The organism is Enterobacter sp. RHBSTW-00901 (assembly GCF_014103115.1).
GTDB lineage: Bacteria > Pseudomonadota > Gammaproteobacteria > Enterobacterales > Enterobacteriaceae > Enterobacter > Enterobacter cloacae_P.
Genome location: NZ_JABXPB010000001.1, coordinates 4,166,208 through 4,185,996, shown reverse-complemented (window position 1 = coordinate 4,185,996; position 19,789 = coordinate 4,166,208). Strand labels below are relative to the sequence as shown.

The following is a 19,789-nucleotide window of genomic DNA, read 5'->3' as shown; positions in this document are numbered from 1 at the left end:
GTCCGGCAGGCCTTGTATTTCCTCTCAACGACCCAATATCTTCCGCAATGCTTGCGCCTTTATTCTGTGGCGTGAATAATTTCGGTAATGACCGCTTTATTACGCCATATGGCACCAGGTCAGCTAACCAATCAAAGAGGAACGGTTTGAACATAGACACGCGTGAAATTAGCCTTGAGCCTGCAGACAACGCTCGCCTGCTGAGCCTGTGCGGGCCGTTTGATGACAACATCAAACAACTGGAGCGACGTCTGGGTATCGAAATCTATCGTCGCGATAACCATTTCAAACTTACCGGACGCCCAATTTGCGTCAACGCCGCTGCGGATATTCTGCGTAGCCTGTATGTCGATACCGCCCCGATGCGTGGCGAAACGCAGGATATCGAACCGGAGCAGATCCACCTCGCCATTAAAGAGGCGCGCGTGCTTGAGCAGAGCGCAGAAAGCGTGCCGGACTACGGCAAGGCGATCAACATCAAAACCAAGCGCGGCGTCATTAAACCGCGTACGCCGAACCAGGCGCAGTACATCGCCAACATCCTCGACCATGACATCACCTTCGGTGTAGGTCCGGCGGGTACAGGTAAAACCTATCTGGCGGTTGCCGCTGCCGTTGATGCACTGGAGCGTCAGGATATTCGCCGTATCCTGCTGACCCGCCCGGCGGTAGAGGCCGGTGAAAAACTGGGCTTCCTGCCAGGCGATCTCAGCCAGAAGGTCGACCCGTACCTGCGTCCGCTGTATGACGCGCTGTTCGAAATGCTGGGTTTTGAGAAAGTTGAGAAGCTCATTGAGCGCAACGTTATCGAAGTGGCTCCGCTTGCTTACATGCGTGGCCGTACGCTTAACGACGCCTTCATCATTCTCGATGAGAGCCAGAACACCACCATCGAACAGATGAAAATGTTCCTGACGCGTATCGGCTTTAACTCGAAAGCGGTCATCACCGGTGATGTCACCCAGATCGACCTGCCGCGCAGCACCAAATCGGGTCTGCGCCACGCCATTGAAGTGCTGGCCGAAGTCGACGAAATCAGCTTTAACTTCTTCCACAGCGAAGACGTGGTACGCCATCCGGTTGTCGCACGCATCGTTAACGCCTATGAAGCCTGGGAAGAAGCAGAACAAAAACGTAAGGCCGAACTGGCTGCAGAACGTAAGCGCGAAGCGCAGGAGCAAGAACAAAAATGAGTCAGGTGATCCTCGATTTACAACTGGCCTGTGAAGACAATTCCGGCATGCCAGAAGAGGCGCAGTTTCAGAAATGGCTGGATGCCGTAATCCCTCAGTTTCAGGAAGAATCAGAAGTCACGATTCGCCTGGTGGATGAAGCAGAAAGCCATGAGCTTAACCTGACCTACCGTGGGAAAGATAAGCCGACCAACGTGCTCTCTTTCCCTTTCGAAGCCCCACCAGGCATTGAAATGCCACTGCTGGGCGATCTGATCATCTGCCGTCAGGTAGTTGAACAGGAGGCAAAAGAGCAGCAAAAACCGCTTGAGGCCCACTGGGCACACATGGTGGTACATGGCAGCCTGCATCTGCTGGGCTACGATCATATTGAAGATGACGAAGCGGAAGAGATGGAGTCCCTCGAGACAGAGATAATGCTTGCTCTGGGCTATGAGGATCCGTACATTGCCGAGAAAGAATAGTCAGTCATCAGGCTGACTAACATGCCGCCGCGCAAGGAATTAACGCGGCGGTGAACTGAGAACTCACAAGAGAACCCTTAACAAACGCCATGAGCGACGACAATTCACACAGTAGCGACACGACAAACGGTAAAAAAGGATTTTTCTCCTTCATTCTGAACCAGCTTTTCCACGGCGAACCCAAAAACCGTGACGAACTGCTGGAGCTGATTCGTGATTCCGGGCAAAACGACCTTATCGACGAAGATACGCGCGAAATGCTCGAAGGGGTCATGGACATCGCCGACCAGCGTGTTCGCGATATCATGATCCCCCGCTCGCAGATGATCACCCTGAAACGTAACCAGACGCTGGACGAGTGCCTCGATGTCATCATCGAATCCGCCCACTCGCGTTTCCCGGTCATCAGCGAAGATAAAGATCACATTGAAGGGATCCTGATGGCGAAAGATCTGCTGCCGTTTATGCGCAGCGATGCCGAAGCCTTCAGCATGGAAAAAGTGTTACGCCAGGCCGTGGTCGTGCCGGAAAGTAAACGTGTGGATCGGATGCTGAAAGAGTTTCGCTCTCAGCGCTACCACATGGCGATTGTGATTGATGAATTTGGTGGCGTGTCCGGTCTGGTCACGATCGAAGATATTCTTGAGCTGATCGTGGGTGAAATCGAAGACGAGTATGACGAAGAAGAGGATATCGACTTCCGTCAGCTCAGCCGCCATACCTGGACCGTGCGCGCGCTAGCCTCGATTGAGGACTTCAACGACACCTTTGGCACCCATTTCAGTGACGAAGAGGTGGATACCATCGGCGGACTGGTGATGCAGGCCTTTGGTCATCTCCCGGCTCGCGGGGAAACCGTTGACATCGACGGTTACCAATTCAAGGTCGCGATGGCCGACAGCAGACGTATTATTCAGGTTCACGTCAGAATGCCGGACGACTCACCGGTGCCAAAACTGGAAGATTAATGTAAATGGCATTTGCCTCATTGCTTGAACGCCAGCGCGTCCGTTTGCTGCTGGCGCTGTTGCTCGGAGCCAGCGGTACGCTGGCTTTTTCTCCTTACGATATCTGGCCTGCCGCGCTCCTGTCTCTGATGGGGCTGCAGGGGTTAACCTTAAACCGCCGTCCGGTACAGGCCGCCGCTATTGGCTACGTCTGGGGGCTGGGGCTGTTTGGCTCAGGCATCAACTGGGTTTATGTCAGCATCGCCCAGTTTGGCGGTATGCCGGGGCCAGTTAACGTCTTCCTGGTCGTGTTGCTCGCCGCGTATCTTTCGCTGTATACCGGTCTTTTCGCCGGCATCCTCTCTCGCTTGTGGCCAAAAACGACCTGGATCCGCGTCGCCATTGCGGCCCCGGTTGTCTGGCAAATTACCGAATTCCTGCGCGGCTGGGTGCTGACAGGCTTCCCGTGGCTACAGTTCGGCTACAGCCAGATCGACGGCCCGCTGAAAGGGCTGGCACCGGTAATGGGTGTTGAGGCCATTAACTTCCTGCTGATGGTGGTAAGTGGCCTGCTGGTACTGGCGCTGGTTACCCGCAGCTGGCGACCGCTGGTCGCCGCTCTGGTGTTGTTTGCCCTTCCCTTCCCGCTGCGTTACATCCAGTGGTATACCCTACAGCCAGAGCGCGCGACACAGGTGTCTATGGTGCAGGGCGATATTCCGCAGTCGATGAAGTGGGACGAGAAGCAGCTTCTGAACACGCTGAAAATCTACGCCAACGCGACCGAAGAGGTGATGGGGAAATCGCAGCTGATTATCTGGCCGGAATCTGCCATTCCCGATCTGGAAATGAACCAGCAACCGTTCCTGAACATGATGAACGATCTGCTGCGCGCACGCGGCAGTACGCTGATTACCGGGATTGTTGATGCACGACTGAATCAGCAAAACCGTTATGACACCTACAACACCATCATTACGCTCGGCAAAGACAGCGAATACAGCTACAACTCCACCGACCGTTATAATAAGAACCACCTGGTGCCGTTTGGTGAGTTTGTACCGCTGGAGTCGATTTTGCGCCCCCTGGCTCCATTCTTTGACCTGCCGATGTCCTCCTTCAGCCGGGGCCCGTACGTTCAGCCACAGCTGCATGCGCACAATTTTGCCCTGACAGCGGCCATTTGCTACGAGATCATCCTCGGCGAGCAGGTACGCGATAACTTCCGCCCGGATACCGACTTCCTGCTGACCATCTCCAATGATGCCTGGTTTGGTAAGTCGATTGGCCCGTGGCAGCACTTCCAGATGGCGCGTATGCGCTCCCTGGAGCTGGCGCGTCCGCTGCTGCGTAGCACCAACAACGGCATCACCGCCGTGATTGGCCCGCAGGGCGAAATCCAGGCCATGATCCCGCAATTCACACGCGACGTGCTGACGACAAGGGTCACACCGACAACAGGTCTGACGCCATACGCCCGCACCGGCAACTGGCCGCTGTGGATCCTGACCGCTCTGTTTGGTTTTGGTGCAGTGCTGATGAGCCTTCGCCAGCGCCGTAGATAATCTCACCTTTTCCTGCCGGGTGGCGACTGCGCCTTACCCGGCCTACTTTCTCATGCTGTAGGTCGGGTAAGGCGTAGCCGTCACCCGACAATTTCCTCCAAACTCTCATTCTGGCACGCCTATTGCTTTGTTTATTCAGGCAAACGCAGTTTAGCTTAATGTGCAACCTTGTCGCACCAGAGTCGATCACCGGTAGCACCGAAACGGTGCAACGAGAGATTTTTGCCTCTGAATGGTGCGGCGCGCCTCGCAAAAATAAACAATAACGCAGCAAAATCTTTACATTAAGCCAGACTAAATGTTAACAAGCTTGCATAACACTGCACTCGCATAGCGCGAGATATAACAACATCACAATGGGTATCAATGCGTCGCTGGCGCTGATAAGAAAGGAGTTGGGTATGCAATTACGTAAACTGGCCACAGCAATGCTGGTTATGGGGATGTCCGCAGGCGTCGTTCACGCTGAAGACGCTCCGGCAGCAGGAAGCACTCTCGATAAGATTGCCAAAAACGGCGTGATCGTGGTCGGCCACCGTGAATCTTCTGTCCCGTTCTCTTACTACGACAACACGCAAAAAGTCGTGGGCTATTCACAGGATTACTCCAACGCTATCGTTGAAGCCGTGAAGAAAAAGCTGAACAAACCTGACCTGCAGGTAAAACTGATTCCAATCACCTCTCAGAACCGTATTCCACTGCTGCAAAACGGCACCTTCGATTTTGAATGTGGTTCCACCACTAACAACCTTGAACGTCAGAAGCAGGCTGCTTTCTCTGACACCATCTTCGTGGTTGGTACCCGCCTGCTGACCAAAAAAGGCGGCGAGATTAAAGATTTTGCTGACCTGAAAGGCAAAGCCGTCGTTGTGACCTCCGGTACCACCTCAGAAGTGCTGCTGCACAAGCTGAACGACGAGAAGAAAATGGATATGCGCATCATCAGCGCGAAAGACCACGGTGACTCCTTCCGTACCCTGGAAAGTGGTCGTGCCGTTGCGTTTATGATGGATGACGCCCTGCTGGCAGGTGAACGCGCGAAAGCGAAGAAACCAGACAACTGGGAAATCGTCGGCACCGCGCAATCAAAAGAAGCCTACGGTTGTATGCTGCGTAAAGACGACGCAGACTTCAAAAAGCTGATCGATGACACCATCGCGCAGGCACAAACTTCCGGTGAAGCGGAAAAATGGTTCGACAAGTGGTTCAAGAACCCAATCCCACCGAAGAACCTGAACATGAACTTCGAACTGTCTGACGACATGAAAGCACTGTTCAAATCACCAAACGACAAAGCTCTTAACTAATTAGAACAACAGGGGCGGGACCTCCTGCCCTCTCGATTGTCGGGAAGCATGGACAGACTATACGTTGAGTGGTCGTTCCCCACTCAGCGCGAAAAATGAGCTTCTCACCAATCTTCGAGGGTAGCGCTGCTACCCTTTTTTTTCTGGAGTTTATTATGTCAATAGACTGGAACTGGGGCATTTTTCTGCAACAAGCTCCGTTCGGCAACACCACCTATCTTGGCTGGCTATGGAGCGGCTTTCAGGTCACCGTTGCATTATCGATAACGGCGTGGATTATCGCGTTTCTTGTCGGTTCACTGTTCGGTATTCTGCGCACCGTCCCTAACCGCTTTCTTTCAACCCTCGGCACCCTGTATGTGGAACTGTTCCGTAACGTTCCGCTGATTGTGCAGTTCTTTACCTGGTATCTGGTTATCCCGGAACTGCTGCCGGAAAATATCGGTACGTGGTTCAAGTCAGAACTGGATCCGAACATTCAGTTCTTTGTCTCCTCAATGCTCTGTCTGGGGCTGTTTACCGCTGCCCGTGTGTGCGAGCAGGTACGTGCTGCCATTCAGTCCCTTCCGCGCGGACAAAAGAATGCCGGTCTGGCGATGGGTCTGACACTGCCACAAACCTACCGCTATGTGCTGCTGCCTAACGCCTACCGCGTTATCGTTCCGCCGATGACCTCAGAGATGATGAACCTGGTGAAAAACTCGGCCATCGCCTCCACTATCGGTCTGGTGGATATGGCCGCACAGGCTGGCAAGCTGCTGGATTATTCCGCTCATGCCTGGGAATCCTTCACGGCAATCACGCTCGCGTATGTTCTGATTAACGCATTCATCATGCTGGTGATGAACCTGGTTGAACGCAAAATTCGCCTGCCGGGCAATCTGGGGGGTAAATAATGTACGATTTTGACTGGAGTTCTATTGTTCCTTCTATGCCATACCTGCTGGATGGCCTGGTGATCACCTTAAAGATCACCGTAACGGCCATTATTATTGGTATCGTCTGGGGAACCCTGCTGGCGGTCATGCGTCTGTCGAGCTTTAAGCCGCTCGCCTGGTTTGCGACGGCCTACGTTAACGTTTTCCGTTCCATCCCGCTGGTGATGGTGCTGCTGTGGTTTTACCTGATCGTTCCCGGTTTCCTGCAAAACGTACTGGGGCTGTCACCCAAAACCGATATCCGCCTGATTTCAGCGATGGTGGCGTTCTCAATGTTTGAGGCCGCTTACTACTCAGAAATTATCCGTGCGGGTATTCAGAGCATCTCCCGTGGGCAGTCCAGCGCGGCTCTGGCGCTGGGGATGACGCACTGGCAGTCAATGCAGCTCATTATTCTGCCACAGGCGTTTCGCGCTATGGTTCCACTCCTGCTGACCCAGGGTATCGTGCTGTTCCAGGATACCTCGCTGGTCTACGTACTGAGCCTGGCAGACTTCTTCCGTACTGCGTCCACCATTGGTGAGCGTGATGGTACGCAGGTCGAGATGGTGCTCTTCGCAGGTAGTGTCTATTTTGTGATTAGTTTAAGCGCGTCGCTGTTGGTCAGCTGGCTGAAGAAAAGGACGGTATAATGATTTCCCTGAAAAATGTTTCTAAATGGTATGGGCACTTTCAGGTGCTGACCGACTGCTCCACCGAAGTGAAAAAAGGCGATGTAGTGGTGGTGTGTGGACCGTCTGGCTCCGGTAAATCCACGCTTATCAAAACGGTCAACGGTCTGGAACTGGTGCAGCAAGGTGAAATCCTCGTCAACGGCACCAAAGTCAATGACAAGAAAACCAACCTTGCCCAGTTGCGCTCTCACGTCGGGATGGTATTCCAGCATTTTGAACTGTTCCCGCACCTCTCCATTATCGAGAACCTGACGCTGGCGCAGGTGAAAGTACTTAAGCGTGATAAAAAACTCGCGCGCGAGAAGGGGCTGAAGTTACTGGAACGTGTGGGGCTGTCCGCTCATGCCGATAAATTCCCGGCACAGCTTTCCGGCGGTCAGCAGCAGCGCGTGGCTATTGCACGTGCGCTGTGTATGGATCCTGTTGCCATGCTTTTCGATGAACCCACTTCCGCGCTTGATCCGGAAATGATCAACGAAGTGCTGGACGTCATGGTTGAGCTGGCGCATGAAGGAATGACCATGATGGTAGTGACGCACGAGATGGGCTTCGCGCGTAAAGTGGCCAACCGCGTGATCTTCATGGACGAAGGCAAAATTGTTGAGGACTCGCCAAAAGAAGAGTTCTTCGCCAACCCGAAATCCGAACGCGCGAAAGACTTCCTCGCCAAAATCCTGCATTAATCTTCTCAGTGCGCAGTCTACGGATTGCGCACTGCTTCACGCTTTCTGTCTCTTGTTCTCGTCGGTATCTCAATGCAGCGTTAACCTTGTCACAAAATAACGCCAGGAATGGAGAACCCTATGACACAGCCCATCATTCTTGATTGCGACCCGGGTCATGATGACGCGATCGCACTCGTCCTTGCACTTGCCTCCCCTGAACTGGAGATCAAAGCCGTCACCTCCTCTGCCGGAAACCAGACGCCAGAAAAAACGCTGCGCAACGTCCTGCGTATGCTAACGCTGTTAAAACGCACCGATATCCCGGTCGCTGGCGGGGCCGCGAAACCGTTAATGCGTGAGCTGATCATTGCTGACAACGTTCACGGTGAAAGTGGGCTGGATGGCCCTGCCCTCCCTGAGCCGGGTTTTGCGCCGCAAAACTGCACCGCCGTTGAACTGATGGCAAAAGTGCTGCGCGAAAGCACTGAACCCGTCACACTGGTGTCCACCGGCCCGCAGACCAACGTCGCGCTGCTGCTCAACAGCCATCCGGAACTGCACGACAAAATCGCCCGAATTGTGATAATGGGCGGTGCGATGGGGCTGGGGAACTGGACGCCTGCGGCGGAATTCAACATTTTTGTCGACCCGGAAGCCGCAGAAATTGTCTTCCAGTCGGGTTTGCCGGTTGTGATGGCAGGGCTTGATGTGACCCACCGTGCGCAGATTATGGCCGACGACATTGAACGCTTTCGTACCATCGGTAACCCGGTTGCCACAACGGTTGCAGAGCTGCTCGACTTCTTTATGGAATACCATAAAGCGGAGAAATGGGGCTTCCACGGCGCACCGCTACATGACCCGTGTACTATTGCCTGGCTGCTGAAACCCGAAATGTTTACCACGGTAGACAGGTGGGTCGGCGTTGAAACGCAGGGGAAATATACCCAGGGGATGACGGTGGTGGATTACTACTCGCTGAGCGGGAACACCCCCAATACCACGGTAATGGTAGATATTGACCGGGAGGCGTTTGTGGATTTGCTGGCGGAGAGACTCGGTTTTTATAGTGCGGCCTGATGCCCTCACCCTGGCCCTCTCCCACGGGGAGAGGGAACAAACACTAAAAACGGCAACACCGTTGCCGTTTTGCTTTTACCTAGGGCTCAAAAGGCCGACGCTGGAACTGATCGTGCCCGCATTTCGGGCACAGCGGCAACACATCCGGCGTATAAACCGCAATGTGGTGATGGCATTTTTCACACACCAGGTTGCCAAGCCCCACCACCTCCCCGCTGTGATACACCCCGTGGTGGTTCAAATCCTGGAATACTTCGCGCCACTCCAGCTGCGTTTTATCGGTAATATCCGCCAGCTCCTGCCACAGGCTCTCTTTGATGACCCGCATAAAGACACTGTCGGTAATCTCGTCCTGGCTCTCTTCATAGCTACGTGCAAACTCTTCCAGATCGCGGCGCACGGCTCGCGTGACCTCTTCGACCTCCGTTCGCGTTAACTCACCCGTTTGCATCACCCGGGCGCGTGCCTGTTCAACCAGCGCGTCGATATCGCGCTCGCCGTTACGCAGCCGTTCCGTCAGTGTCGCCACCAGTTCGCGGTAAAATTGAGCAACCTTGTTCATCATTTTGCCTCCCGGGTAAGTAACTATTTCTAATAATAGACCTTATTTCATTGCCGCTTTGCCAGGTGAACCACAGACCCGATAAATTCCTGCAAAGCGCATTTGTGCGAAAGGCTGTTTTGACGCGGACGTTTGGGCTATGCTATGCCGATCTGAAACAACACATCCATTGGCTACATTTGTAGCTGTATTGAAAACAGGACCACTGTCTGCCATGCAAGAGCAATACCGCCCGGAAGAGATAGAATCAAAAGTCCAGCAACACTGGGACGAGAAGCGCACCTTTGAAGTAACCGAAGACGAGAGCAAAGAGAAGTATTACTGCCTGTCGATGCTTCCCTATCCTTCTGGTCGACTACACATGGGCCACGTGCGTAACTACACCATCGGTGATGTGATTGCGCGCTACCAGCGCATGCTGGGCAAAAACGTTCTGCAGCCCATCGGCTGGGATGCGTTCGGCCTGCCTGCAGAAGGCGCAGCGGTAAAAAACAATACGGCACCAGCACCGTGGACGTACGACAACATTGCCTACATGAAGAACCAGCTCAAAATGCTGGGCTTCGGCTATGACTGGAGCCGCGAGCTGGCAACCTGTACCCCGGAATACTACCGCTGGGAGCAGAAATTCTTCACCGAGCTGTACAAAAAAGGCCTGGTGTACAAGAAAACGTCTGCCGTTAACTGGTGCCCGAACGATCAGACCGTTCTCGCGAACGAGCAGGTTATCGACGGCTGCTGCTGGCGTTGTGACACCAAAGTTGAGCGTAAAGAGATCCCACAGTGGTTTATCAAAATCACCGCTTACGCTGACGAACTGCTGAACGATCTGGATAATCTGGATCACTGGCCTGACACCGTTAAGACCATGCAGCGCAACTGGATCGGCCGTTCTGAAGGTGTAGAGATCACCTTCAACGTTGAAAACTACGATCAAACGCTGACCGTTTACACCACCCGTCCGGACACCTTCATGGGTGCAACCTACCTGGCCGTGGCCGCAGGTCACCCGCTGGCGCAGAAAGCAGCCGAGAACAATCCGGAACTGGCCTCCTTCATCGACGAATGCCGCAGCACCAAAGTGGCCGAAGCCGATATGGCAACGATGGAGAAAAAAGGCGTTGCAACAGGCTTCTATGCCAAACACCCGCTGACAGGCGAAGCGATCCCTGTCTGGGTGGCAAACTTCGTGCTGATGGAATACGGTACAGGTGCGGTGATGGCCGTTCCGGGTCACGATCAGCGCGACTATGAATTTGCGACCAAATACAGCCTGCCTATCAAGGCGGTTATTCTGGCTGCCGATGGCTCCGAGCCGGATCTGTCCGAACAGGCACTGACCGAAAAAGGCACGCTGTTTAACTCCGGTGAATTCAGCGGTCTGAGCTTCGAAGATGGCTTCAACGCCATTGCCGACAAACTGGCTTCTCTGGGCGTGGGTGAGCGTAAAGTGAACTTCCGTCTGCGCGACTGGGGCGTTTCCCGTCAGCGTTACTGGGGTGCGCCAATCCCAATGGTAACCCTGGAAGATGGCACTGTGATGCCAACGCCGGAAGATCAGCTGCCGGTTATCCTGCCGGAAGACGTGGTCATGGACGGTATCACCAGCCCGATCAAAGCCGATCCTGAGTGGGCAAAAACCACCGTAAACGGCCAGCCTGCGCTGCGTGAAACCGACACCTTCGACACCTTTATGGAGTCCTCCTGGTACTATGCGCGCTACACGTGCCCGCAGTATCAGGACGGTATGCTGGATTCCGATGCAGCAAACTACTGGCTGCCAGTGGATATCTACATTGGCGGTATCGAACACGCCATCATGCACCTGCTCTACTTCCGCTTCTTCCACAAACTGATGCGTGATGCAGGCATGGTGAACTCTGACGAACCTGCGAAACAGCTGCTGTGTCAGGGCATGGTTCTGGCGGATGCGTTCTATTATGTCGGCGTGAACGGCGAGCGTAACTGGGTTTCTCCGGTAGATGCTATTGTTGAGCGCGATGAGAAAGGCCGTATCGTCAAGGCGAAAGACGCTGAAGGTCATGAACTGGTGTATACCGGCATGAGCAAAATGTCCAAGTCCAAAAACAACGGCATCGACCCGCAGGTGATGGTTGAACGTTACGGTGCGGATACTGTACGTCTGTTCATGATGTTTGCCTCCCCGGCAGACATGACCCTGGAATGGCAGGAATCAGGTGTTGAGGGTGCTAACCGCTTCCTGAAACGCGTCTGGAAACTGGTTTACGAGCACACTTCTCAGGGCAATGCACCAGCACTGAACGTGGCCGCGCTGTCTGAAGATCAACAGGCGCTGCGTCGTGATGTTCATAAAACTATTGCGAAAGTAACCGATGATATTGGTCGTCGTCAGACCTTCAATACCGCAATTGCGGCTATTATGGAACTGATGAACAAGCTGGCGAAAGCCCCGCAGGAAGGCGAGCAGGATCGTGCCTTAATGCGTGAAGCGTTGCTGGCCGTTGTCCGTATGCTGAACCCGTTCACCCCGCACGCCAGCTTCACTCTGTGGCAGGAGCTGAAAGGTGAAGGCGATATCGACAACGCACCGTGGCCAGTGGCTGACGAATCTGCCCTGGTGGAGAACACCACGCTGGTTGTGGTGCAGGTGAACGGCAAAGTACGCGGTAAAATTACCGTTGCGGTCGATGCAACCGAAGAACAGGTTCGCGAGCGCGCAGGTCAGGAACATCTGGTCGCGAAATATCTTGAGGGCGTTACCGTACGTAAAGTGATCTACGTACCGGGTAAATTGCTGAATCTGGTCGTTGGCTAAGCGCGGGAGGAAACGTGCGACAACTGGCAACAATACTCTTATCTCTGGCGGTGCTTGTCACCGCTGGTTGTGGCTGGCACCTGCGCAATACCACGGCAGTGCCTGCCCAGATGAAAACCATGATCTTCGACTCGTCGGATCCGAATGGTCCACTCAGCCGGGCAATTCGTAGCCAGCTGCGTCTGAATGGCGTTGAGCTTATCGAGAAAGGCACGCTGCGCCAGGATGTACCATCTCTCCGTGTTCTGGGTATGACCCTGAGCAAAGATACGGCGTCTATCTTCCAGGACGGCCATACCGCAGAGTACCAGATGGTTATGTCGGTCAACGCAGCAGTACTGATCCCGGGTAAAGATATCTACCCAATCAGCACGAAAGTGTACCGTTCGTTCTTTGATAACCCACAAACTGCGCTGGCAAAAGATGCCGAGCAGCAAATTATCATCAACGAAATGTACGACAAGGCAGCAGAACAGCTGATCCGTAAACTGCCAAGCATTGCAGCGTCGACGAAAGAAGGCACTGATATCATCGAAAAACCGGATGCTGACACGCCTCCTGTTTCTACCTCGATGGGTAACTGATGATCAGGTTGTATCCTGAACAACTCCGCGCGCAGCTCAGTGAAGGGCTGCGCGCGGCGTATCTGCTTCTCGGGAACGATCCATTACTGCTTCAGGAAAGCCTCGACGCCGTCCGCCATGCGGCAGCCACTCAGGGCTTTGATGAACACCACACGTTCCAGCTGGATAACAACACCGACTGGAATGCCCTCTTCTCACTTTGCCAGGCGATGAGCCTGTTCGCATCGCGCCAGACAATCCAGATCCTGCTGCCAGAAAGTGGCCCTAATGCGGCCCTCAACGAGCAACTGGCCACGCTGGTCAGCCTGTTACATAGCGATCTGCTGCTGATTGTTCGCGGCAACAAGCTCACCAAAGCGCAGGAAAACGCAGCATGGTTTACCCAACTGGCGACTAGCTCAGTACTGGTCACCTGCCAGACGCCTGAGCAGGCGCATTTGCCTAAATGGGTGGCAGCGAGAGCGAAGCAGAACAACCTTCAGCTGGATGATGCGGCGAATCAACTGCTGTGCTACTGCTATGAAGGTAACCTGCTGGCACTGGCTCAGGCACTGGACAGACTTGCCCTGCTGTGGCCGGACGGCAAACTGACCTTGCCACGCGTGGAGCAGGCCGTTAACGATGCCGCACACTTTACGCCGTTCCACTGGGTTGATGCGTTGCTGTCCGCGAAGAGTAAACGCGCCCTGCATATTTTGCAGCAGCTACGGCTTGAAGGTAGCGAACCGGTCATTTTACTGCGTACGCTACAGCGTGAACTGCTGTTGCTGATCAATCTCAAACGCCAGTCTGCGCATACGCCACTGCGTTCATTGTTCGATAAACATCGCGTATGGCAAAACCGCCGGGTAATGACCACCGAGGCTATCAACCGTCTGAGCCATGAACAGCTACGCCAGGCGGTACAGTTGCTGATGCGCGCAGAGCTAACGTTAAAGCAAGACTACGGTCAGTCGGTCTGGTCCGAACTGGAAAGCCTTTCTCTGCTGCTCTGCCATAAGGCGCTGGCAGACGTATTTATCGATGGATAGTATGCATTCTCTTCAGGCACTGTATGGTGGTACCTTCGACCCTGTGCATTACGGGCATCTGAAGCCGGTTGAAACCCTGGCGAATCTGATTGGCCTGCAGCACGTCATCATTATGCCCAATAATGTCCCGCCGCACCGTCCCCAGCCCGAAGCAAGCAGCGAGCAACGTAAAGAGATGCTGGCTCTGGCCATTGCAGATAAACCGCTTTTTAGCCTTGATGAGCGCGAACTGCGCCGCGACACCCCCTCCTGGACGTCGCAGACGCTACAGGAGTGGCGGGCCGAACAAGGGCCGCACAAACCGCTGGCCTTTATTATTGGCCAGGATTCACTGCTCAACTTCCCCAGTTGGCATCAGTATGAAACCATCCTGGAGAACAGCCATCTTCTCGTCTGCCGTCGCCCCGGTTATCCGCTAACCATGCGCGAAGAGCAGCACCAGCAGTGGCTTGAAGACCATCTGACGGACAATGTGGAAGATCTGCATAATCACCCTGCCGGGAAAATTTATCTGGCGGAAACGCCGTGGTTTGATATTTCAGCCACCCTGATCCGCGAGCGCCTGCAGCACGGTTTAGCCTGTGACGATCTGCTGCCGTCGTCAGTGCTGGCGTATATCCATCAGCACGGGCTGTATCAGAAAAGCACAGATGCATAACCGTGGATACGAAAAAGCACGTTATTGATTATCCTGCCTTGACAGGTTAAGCCATACTGTTATCCTCCGCTGCCAGACTTTCCCGCCGGTACATTGCTTTACAGAAATTGTTTTACAAAAATGGCGATGCAATCTCAGGCGGAGGGTGGGATGATACCCGCCTTCAAAAGCCCGGCCGGTGACATTTGTCCCGACACTGGCGTCAGTTCAGGTATACTGTCTGGCCACGAATTCATAGTTACACAATCTCATTCACCCAGGGGGAAAACTTGCAGGGTAAAGAACTCCAGGATTTTGTTATCGACAAAATTGATGACCTGAAAGGTCAGGACATCATCGCTATCGACGTTAAGGGTAAATCCAGCATCACCGACTGCATGATTATCTGCACCGGTACATCTACTCGCCATATTGTTTCAATTGCTGATCACGTTGTTCAGGAATCTCGCGCAGCAGGGCTGTTACCGCTTGGCGTTGAAGGTGAAGCGACCGCTGACTGGGTGGTTGTTGATCTTGGCGATGTGATTGTCCATGTCATGCAGGAAGAGAGCCGTCGCCTGTATGAGCTGGAAAAACTCTGGGGTTAATGCGTGAAGTTGCAGCTGGTCGCCGTCGGCACCAAAATGCCAGACTGGGTACAAACCGGTTTTACTGAGTATCTGCGTCGTTTCCCGAAAGATATGCCGTTCGAACTGGTGGAGATCCCCGCCGGAAAGCGCGGCAAGAACGCCGATATCAAACGTATTCTCGATAAAGAGGGTGAGCTGATGCTGGCAGCCGCAGGCAAAAACCGCATCGTCACCCTCGATATTCCAGGCAAACCCTGGGATACACCGCAGCTGGCGCACGAACTGGAGCGCTGGAAGCAGGATGGTCGCGACGTCAGTCTGTTGATTGGCGGGCCTGAAGGGTTGTCCCCTGCCTGCAAAGCAGCGGCAGAACAAAGTTGGTCTCTCTCCGCGTTGACGCTTCCCCACCCGCTCGTTCGGGTTCTGGTGGCAGAAAGCCTGTATCGCGCGTGGAGTATTACGACTAACCACCCCTATCACCGCGAATAGTGACTTGACCAGGGTAGATTAAGCAGCGGATGAAACTACAGAATTCTTTTCGCGACTATACGGCTGAGTCCGCGCTGTTTGTGCGCCGGGCGCTGGTCGCCTTTACGGGGGTTTTGCTGCTTACCGGCGTGCTGATCGCCAACCTTTATAATCTGCAAATTGTCCGTTTTACGGATTACCAGACGCGCTCAAACGAAAACCGTATCAAGCTGGTGCCTATCGCCCCCAGCCGCGGCATTATCTACGACCGTAACGGCACACCGCTGGCGTTAAACCGCACCATCTATCAAATTGAGATGATGCCGGAGAAAGTCGATAATGTGCAGGATACGCTGGATGCGCTAAAAAACGTTGTCGATCTCAACGATGACGATATTGCCGCCTTTAAGAAGGAACGTGCCCGTTCGCACCGTTTCACCTCTATTCCGGTCAAAACGAACCTGACAGAAGTCCAGGTCGCGCGTTTTGCCGTAAACCAATACCGTTTTCCCGGCGTAGAAGTCAAAGGCTATAAGCGACGCTATTACCCGTATGGCTCTGCGCTGACGCACGTGATTGGCTACGTATCCAAGATTAACGATAAAGACGTCGACCGTCTCGATAAAGACGGCAAGCTGGCGAACTACGCCGCCACGCACGATATCGGTAAACTGGGGATCGAACGCTATTATGAAGATGTCCTGCACGGACAGACCGGCTATGAAGAGGTTGAAGTCAACAACCGCGGCCGCGTTATTCGCCAGTTGAAAGAGGTGCCGCCGCAGGCGGGACATGACGTCTATTTAACGCTCGACCTTAAGCTCCAGCAATATATCGAAACACTACTGGCCGGTAGCCGTGCAGCCGTTGTCGTCACCGATCCTCGTACCGGCGGCATTCTGGCGATGGTTTCCATGCCAAGCTACGACCCAAACCTCTTTGTTGATGGCATCTCCAGTAAAGACTACTCCGGTCTGCTTAATGACCCGAACACCCCGCTGGTGAACCGTGCGACGCAGGGGGTTTACCCTCCGGCATCAACGGTTAAACCGTACGTGGCCGTCTCGGCGTTGAGCGCGGGCGTCATCAACCGTAATACCAGCCTGTTTGACCCGGGTTGGTGGCAGCTACCGGGTTCCGATAAGCGCTACCGCGACTGGAAAAAATGGGGTCACGGTCATCTGAACGTCACCAAGTCGCTGGAAGAATCTGCGGATACCTTCTTCTACCAGGTGGCGTATGACATGGGTATCGACCGCCTCTCGGAGTGGATGAGCAAGTTCGGCTACGGACATTACACCGGTGTTGACCTCGCCGAAGAGCGTTCAGGCAACATGCCAACCCGCGAATGGAAGCTGAAGCGCTTTAAAAAGCCGTGGTACCAGGGTGATACCATTCCGGTGGGGATCGGTCAGGGCTACTGGACAGCCACACCGCTGCAAATGAACAAAGCGATGATGATCCTCATCAATGATGGCGTGGTGAAAGTGCCTCATCTGCTGATGAGCACGGTTGAAGACGGCAAAAAAGTGCCGTGGAACCAGCCCCATGAAGCGCCAGTGGGTGACATTCACTCCGGCTTCTGGGAAATCGCCAAAGACGGGATGTACGGCGTAGCAAATCGTCCGAACGGTACAGCACATAAGTATTTTACCGGAACGCCGTATAAGGTGGCCGCCAAATCAGGTACCGCTCAGGTCTTTGGTCTGAAGGCGAATGAAACCTATAACGCGCACAGAATTGCTGAACGTCTGCGTGACCATAAACTCATGACAGCGTTTGCTCCTTTTGATAACCCGCAGGTTGCGGTAGCAATGATTCTGGAAAACGGTGGTGCTGGACCGGCGGTAGGTACCATCATGCGCCAAATCCTCGACCACATTATGCTGGGCGATAACAACACCGAACTGCCGACTGAAACCCCGGCATCCGCTGCGGCGGAGGACCAATAATCATGACGGATAATCCAAATAAAAAATCGCTGTGGGATAAAATCCACATCGACCCAGCGATGCTTCTGATTCTGCTGGCTTTGCTGACCTACAGCGCGCTGGTTATCTGGAGCGCCAGCGGCCAGGACATCGGCATGATGGAGCGTAAAATTGGTCAGATCGCAATGGGTCTGGTCATTATGGTCGTCATGGCGCAAATACCGCCACGCGTCTACGAAGGCTGGGCACCCTATCTCTACATTTTCTGTATTATCCTGCTGGTCGCCGTAGACGCCTTTGGTGCGATCTCAAAAGGGGCTCAGCGCTGGCTTGATCTGGGGGTTGTGCGCTTCCAGCCGTCTGAAATTGCTAAAATTGCCGTACCCTTGATGGTGGCGCGCTTTATCAACCGCGACGTCTGTCCACCTTCGCTAAAAAACACCGCAATCGCACTGGCGCTAATTTTCCTGCCAACATTGCTGGTAGCAGCACAACCTGACCTCGGCACCTCAATTCTTATCGTCCTGTCCGGCCTGTTTGTACTGTTCCTGTCGGGGCTAAGCTGGCGTCTGATTGGTATCGCAGTGGTGCTGATCGCGGCCTTTATCCCTGTACTCTGGTTCTTCCTGATGCATGATTACCAGCGCCAGCGCGTCATGATGCTGCTCGATCCAGAAACCGATCCGCTGGGCGCGGGCTATCATATTATTCAGTCGAAGATTGCTATTGGCTCCGGTGGCCTGCGCGGTAAAGGCTGGCTGCACGGAACCCAATCGCAGCTGGAATTCTTGCCGGAACGCCACACCGACTTTATCTTTGCGGTACTGGCGGAAGAGCTGGGACTGGTTGGCATCTTAATCCTGCTGGCGCTTTACGTGCTACTGATCATGCGAGGACTGTGGATTGCCGCACGCGCGCAAACCACCTTTGGCCGCGTCATGGCGGGCGGGTTGATGTTGATTTTATTCGTTTATGTCTTCGTAAATATTGGTATGGTGAGTGGTATTCTGCCGGTTGTAGGCGTACCGCTACCGCTGGTGAGTTACGGAGGCTCGGCACTGATCGTGTTGATGGCCGGGTTTGGTATCGTGATGTCGATCCATACTCACAGAAAAATGTTGTCAAAAAGCGTATAAAAATAAGGGGATAGGAATGCGTAAGCAGTGGCTGGGTATCTGCATCGCAGCAAGTTTACTTGCGGCCTGTACAAATGATGGTCAGCAACAGGCGACCGTCGCGCCGCCGCAGCCTGCTGTCTGTAATGGCCCGATTGTTGAAATCAGCGGAGCCGATCCCGTTTACGAACCGCTGAATGCCAGCGCGAATCAGGATTATGAGCGCGACGGCAAGAGCTACAAAATCGTTAAGGATCCTTCCCGTTTCAGCCAGGCTGGCTTTGCCGCCATTTATGATGCTGAACCCGGTAGCAACCTGACCGCATCAGGTGAAGCGTTCGACCCGGTGCAGATCACGGCGGCACACCCAACGCTGCCCATTCCGAGCTATGCCCGCATCACTAACCTGGCAAATGGCCGAATGATCGTGGTACGCATCAACGATCGTGGTCCATACGGTAACGACCGTGTAATTTCGTTGTCTCGCGCTGCGGCAGACCGTCTGAACACGTCGAACAATACCAAAGTCCGTATCGACCCAATTATCGTGGCGCAGGACGGTTCGCTCTCCGGGCCGGGTACGGCCTGTACGACTGTGGCGAAACAGACGTACGCCCTTCCCGATCGCCCGGATCTGAACGGCGGAATGGGGAGTGCCTCTTCCCCCGCTGAGCCTGCTCAGGCAGGGGGAGATGTCCACGCCATCAGCAACGATACGCTGCAAAGCGATGACAGCACGGGTGCACCGGTAAAGAGTAGCGGCTTCCTGGGGGCTCCGACGGCCTTAGCCCCGGGCGTACTGGAAGGCAGCGAACCGACGCCAGCTCCTGTTGCCACTCCTGTCACACAGCCCGCGCCTGTCACGGCTCCAGCCAGCACGCCTGGTACAGCCGTTTCTGCTCCTGCAGCTGCCAGCGGTGGTTTCGTGGTTCAGGTGGGTGCGGTCAGCGATCGGGCACGTGCGCAGCAGTATCAGCAACGCTTAAGCCAGCAGTTTGGTGTACCTGGGCGCGTTGAGCAAAACGGAGCCGTCTGGCGTATTCAGATGGGGCCGTTTGCCAGCAAATCACAGGCCGCCTCCCTGCAGCAGCGTCTGCAAAATGAAGCGCAACTGCAGTCCTTTATTGCTGTTGCGAAGTAAGTAATCGGCGGTATCCGAATTGTCGGTTTGTGTAACTCACGTTCACAAAGTCATACTGAAAGTCGGATGCCTGCCTGTATAGCATTTGCTATAGTAAGGC

At 54.2% G+C, this 19,789-nt stretch carries 19 protein-coding genes; 18 read left to right on the top strand and 1 reads right to left on the bottom strand.

Translation table 11 applies throughout. The annotated features are described in order from the left end of the window. The first annotated feature begins 146 nt into the window (after positions 1-146). The 9 genes from HV318_RS20160 (at position 147) to rihA (ending at position 8,833) form a co-directional block, all read left to right on the top strand. Positions 147-1,193, top strand: coding sequence for a PhoH family protein (locus HV318_RS20160; protein ID WP_182274117.1), 1,047 nt, complete (start codon positions 147-149; stop codon positions 1,191-1,193). Continuing rightward, entirely contained in the window at positions 1,190-1,657 is a 468-nt protein-coding gene (gene ybeY / locus HV318_RS20155; protein ID WP_003858677.1) for an rRNA maturation RNase YbeY, read from the top strand. Before HV318_RS20160 ends, ybeY begins: the two co-directional genes overlap by 4 nt. A gap of 89 nt (positions 1,658-1,746) precedes the next feature. Then, complete coding sequence (corC, locus tag HV318_RS20150; protein ID WP_182274116.1) at positions 1,747-2,625, top strand: CNNM family magnesium/cobalt transport protein CorC; 879 nt, start codon at positions 1,747-1,749, stop codon at positions 2,623-2,625. A 5-nt stretch (positions 2,626-2,630) separates the two neighbouring features. Beyond that, positions 2,631-4,169 (top strand): apolipoprotein N-acyltransferase, encoded by a 1,539-nt coding sequence (lnt, locus tag HV318_RS20145; RefSeq protein WP_182274115.1) that lies wholly within the window; start codon positions 2,631-2,633, stop codon positions 4,167-4,169. Between the two features lie 401 nt (positions 4,170-4,570). Beyond that, a complete protein-coding gene (locus HV318_RS20140; protein WP_182274114.1) occupies positions 4,571-5,476 on the top strand; it encodes an amino acid ABC transporter substrate-binding protein in 906 nt (301 codons plus the stop codon). Between the two features lie 155 nt (positions 5,477-5,631). Further along, positions 5,632-6,372, top strand: a complete 741-nt coding sequence (gltJ, locus tag HV318_RS20135) for a glutamate/aspartate ABC transporter permease GltJ (RefSeq protein WP_182274113.1) — start codon at positions 5,632-5,634, stop codon at positions 6,370-6,372. Continuing rightward, complete coding sequence (gltK, locus tag HV318_RS20130) at positions 6,372-7,046, top strand: glutamate/aspartate ABC transporter permease GltK (RefSeq protein WP_182274112.1); 675 nt, start codon at positions 6,372-6,374, stop codon at positions 7,044-7,046. Before gltJ ends, gltK begins: the two co-directional genes overlap by 1 nt. Further along, positions 7,046-7,771: an amino acid ABC transporter ATP-binding protein gene (locus HV318_RS20125; protein WP_182274111.1), complete on the top strand. Its 726-nt coding sequence runs from the start codon at positions 7,046-7,048 to the stop codon at positions 7,769-7,771. Before gltK ends, HV318_RS20125 begins: the two co-directional genes overlap by 1 nt. 120 nt (positions 7,772-7,891) lie before the next feature. Further along, the gene (rihA, locus tag HV318_RS20120) at positions 7,892-8,833 is read left to right on the top strand and encodes a pyrimidine-specific ribonucleoside hydrolase RihA (RefSeq protein WP_182274110.1); all 942 of its coding nucleotides are present in this window, start codon (positions 7,892-7,894) and stop codon (positions 8,831-8,833) included. A 79-nt stretch (positions 8,834-8,912) separates the two neighbouring features. Here the strand turns inward: rihA and HV318_RS20115 are convergent, their stop codons facing one another. Continuing rightward, complete coding sequence (locus HV318_RS20115) at positions 8,913-9,395, bottom strand: zinc ribbon-containing protein (protein ID WP_182274639.1); 483 nt, start codon at positions 9,393-9,395, stop codon at positions 8,913-8,915. A 214-nt stretch (positions 9,396-9,609) separates the two neighbouring features. On the opposite strand from HV318_RS20115, the gene leuS reads away from it, so the two are divergent. The 9 genes from leuS (at position 9,610) to rlpA (ending at position 19,689) form a co-directional block, all read left to right on the top strand. Further along, positions 9,610-12,192: a leucine--tRNA ligase gene (gene leuS, locus HV318_RS20110; protein WP_182274109.1), complete on the top strand. Its 2,583-nt coding sequence runs from the start codon at positions 9,610-9,612 to the stop codon at positions 12,190-12,192. 14 nt (positions 12,193-12,206) lie between these two features. Continuing rightward, a complete protein-coding gene (lptE, locus tag HV318_RS20105) occupies positions 12,207-12,776 on the top strand; it encodes an LPS assembly lipoprotein LptE (RefSeq protein ID WP_182274108.1) in 570 nt (189 codons plus the stop codon). Next, positions 12,776-13,807 (top strand): DNA polymerase III subunit delta, encoded by a 1,032-nt coding sequence (gene holA, locus HV318_RS20100; RefSeq protein WP_182274107.1) that lies wholly within the window; start codon positions 12,776-12,778, stop codon positions 13,805-13,807. Before lptE ends, holA begins: the two co-directional genes overlap by 1 nt. Continuing rightward, positions 13,800-14,465 carry a nicotinate-nucleotide adenylyltransferase gene (gene nadD, locus HV318_RS20095; RefSeq protein WP_182274106.1) on the top strand — a complete coding sequence of 222 codons (666 nt, stop codon included), beginning with the start codon at positions 13,800-13,802 and terminating at the stop codon, positions 14,463-14,465. The genes holA and nadD overlap by 8 nt, the downstream gene beginning before the upstream one ends. Before the next feature lie 269 nt (positions 14,466-14,734). Further along, positions 14,735-15,052: a ribosome silencing factor gene (rsfS, locus tag HV318_RS20090; protein ID WP_182274105.1), complete on the top strand. Its 318-nt coding sequence runs from the start codon at positions 14,735-14,737 to the stop codon at positions 15,050-15,052. Positions 15,053-15,055: 3 nt separating this feature from the next. Next, entirely contained in the window at positions 15,056-15,523 is a 468-nt protein-coding gene (gene rlmH / locus HV318_RS20085) for a 23S rRNA (pseudouridine(1915)-N(3))-methyltransferase RlmH (RefSeq protein WP_003858701.1), read from the top strand. 29 nt (positions 15,524-15,552) lie between these two features. Further along, positions 15,553-17,454 (top strand): peptidoglycan DD-transpeptidase MrdA, encoded by a 1,902-nt coding sequence (gene mrdA, locus HV318_RS20080; RefSeq protein WP_182274104.1) that lies wholly within the window; start codon positions 15,553-15,555, stop codon positions 17,452-17,454. 2 nt (positions 17,455-17,456) lie between these two features. After that, positions 17,457-18,569 (top strand): peptidoglycan glycosyltransferase MrdB, encoded by a 1,113-nt coding sequence (mrdB, locus tag HV318_RS20075; protein ID WP_182274103.1) that lies wholly within the window; start codon positions 17,457-17,459, stop codon positions 18,567-18,569. A gap of 16 nt (positions 18,570-18,585) precedes the next feature. Further along, complete coding sequence (gene rlpA, locus HV318_RS20070) at positions 18,586-19,689, top strand: endolytic peptidoglycan transglycosylase RlpA (RefSeq protein WP_182274102.1); 1,104 nt, start codon at positions 18,586-18,588, stop codon at positions 19,687-19,689. The last annotated feature ends 100 nt before the right edge of the window (positions 19,690-19,789 follow it).

Bases quoted from the DNA above. Each gene is read 5' to 3' on its own strand.
- mrdB (WP_182274103.1), top strand. From the start codon at position 17,457: ATGACGGATAATCCAAATAAAAAATCGCTGTGGGATAAAATCCACATC.
- leuS (WP_182274109.1), top strand. From the start codon at position 9,610: ATGCAAGAGCAATACCGCCCGGAAGAGATAGAATCAAAAGTCCAGCAA.
- mrdA (WP_182274104.1), top strand. From the start codon at position 15,553: ATGAAACTACAGAATTCTTTTCGCGACTATACGGCTGAGTCCGCGCTG.
- ybeY (WP_003858677.1), top strand. From the start codon at position 1,190: ATGAGTCAGGTGATCCTCGATTTACAACTGGCCTGTGAAGACAATTCC.
- HV318_RS20115 (WP_182274639.1), bottom strand. From the start codon at position 9,395: ATGAACAAGGTTGCTCAATTTTACCGCGAACTGGTGGCGACACTGACG.
- rihA (WP_182274110.1), top strand. From the start codon at position 7,892: ATGACACAGCCCATCATTCTTGATTGCGACCCGGGTCATGATGACGCG.
- HV318_RS20140 (WP_182274114.1), top strand. From the start codon at position 4,571: ATGCAATTACGTAAACTGGCCACAGCAATGCTGGTTATGGGGATGTCC.
- corC (WP_182274116.1), top strand. From the start codon at position 1,747: ATGAGCGACGACAATTCACACAGTAGCGACACGACAAACGGTAAAAAA.
- lnt (WP_182274115.1), top strand. From the start codon at position 2,631: ATGGCATTTGCCTCATTGCTTGAACGCCAGCGCGTCCGTTTGCTGCTG.
- rlpA (WP_182274102.1), top strand. From the start codon at position 18,586: ATGCGTAAGCAGTGGCTGGGTATCTGCATCGCAGCAAGTTTACTTGCG.
- gltK (WP_182274112.1), top strand. From the start codon at position 6,372: ATGTACGATTTTGACTGGAGTTCTATTGTTCCTTCTATGCCATACCTG.
- HV318_RS20125 (WP_182274111.1), top strand. From the start codon at position 7,046: ATGATTTCCCTGAAAAATGTTTCTAAATGGTATGGGCACTTTCAGGTG.
- holA (WP_182274107.1), top strand. From the start codon at position 12,776: ATGATCAGGTTGTATCCTGAACAACTCCGCGCGCAGCTCAGTGAAGGG.
- gltJ (WP_182274113.1), top strand. From the start codon at position 5,632: ATGTCAATAGACTGGAACTGGGGCATTTTTCTGCAACAAGCTCCGTTC.
- nadD (WP_182274106.1), top strand. From the start codon at position 13,800: ATGGATAGTATGCATTCTCTTCAGGCACTGTATGGTGGTACCTTCGAC.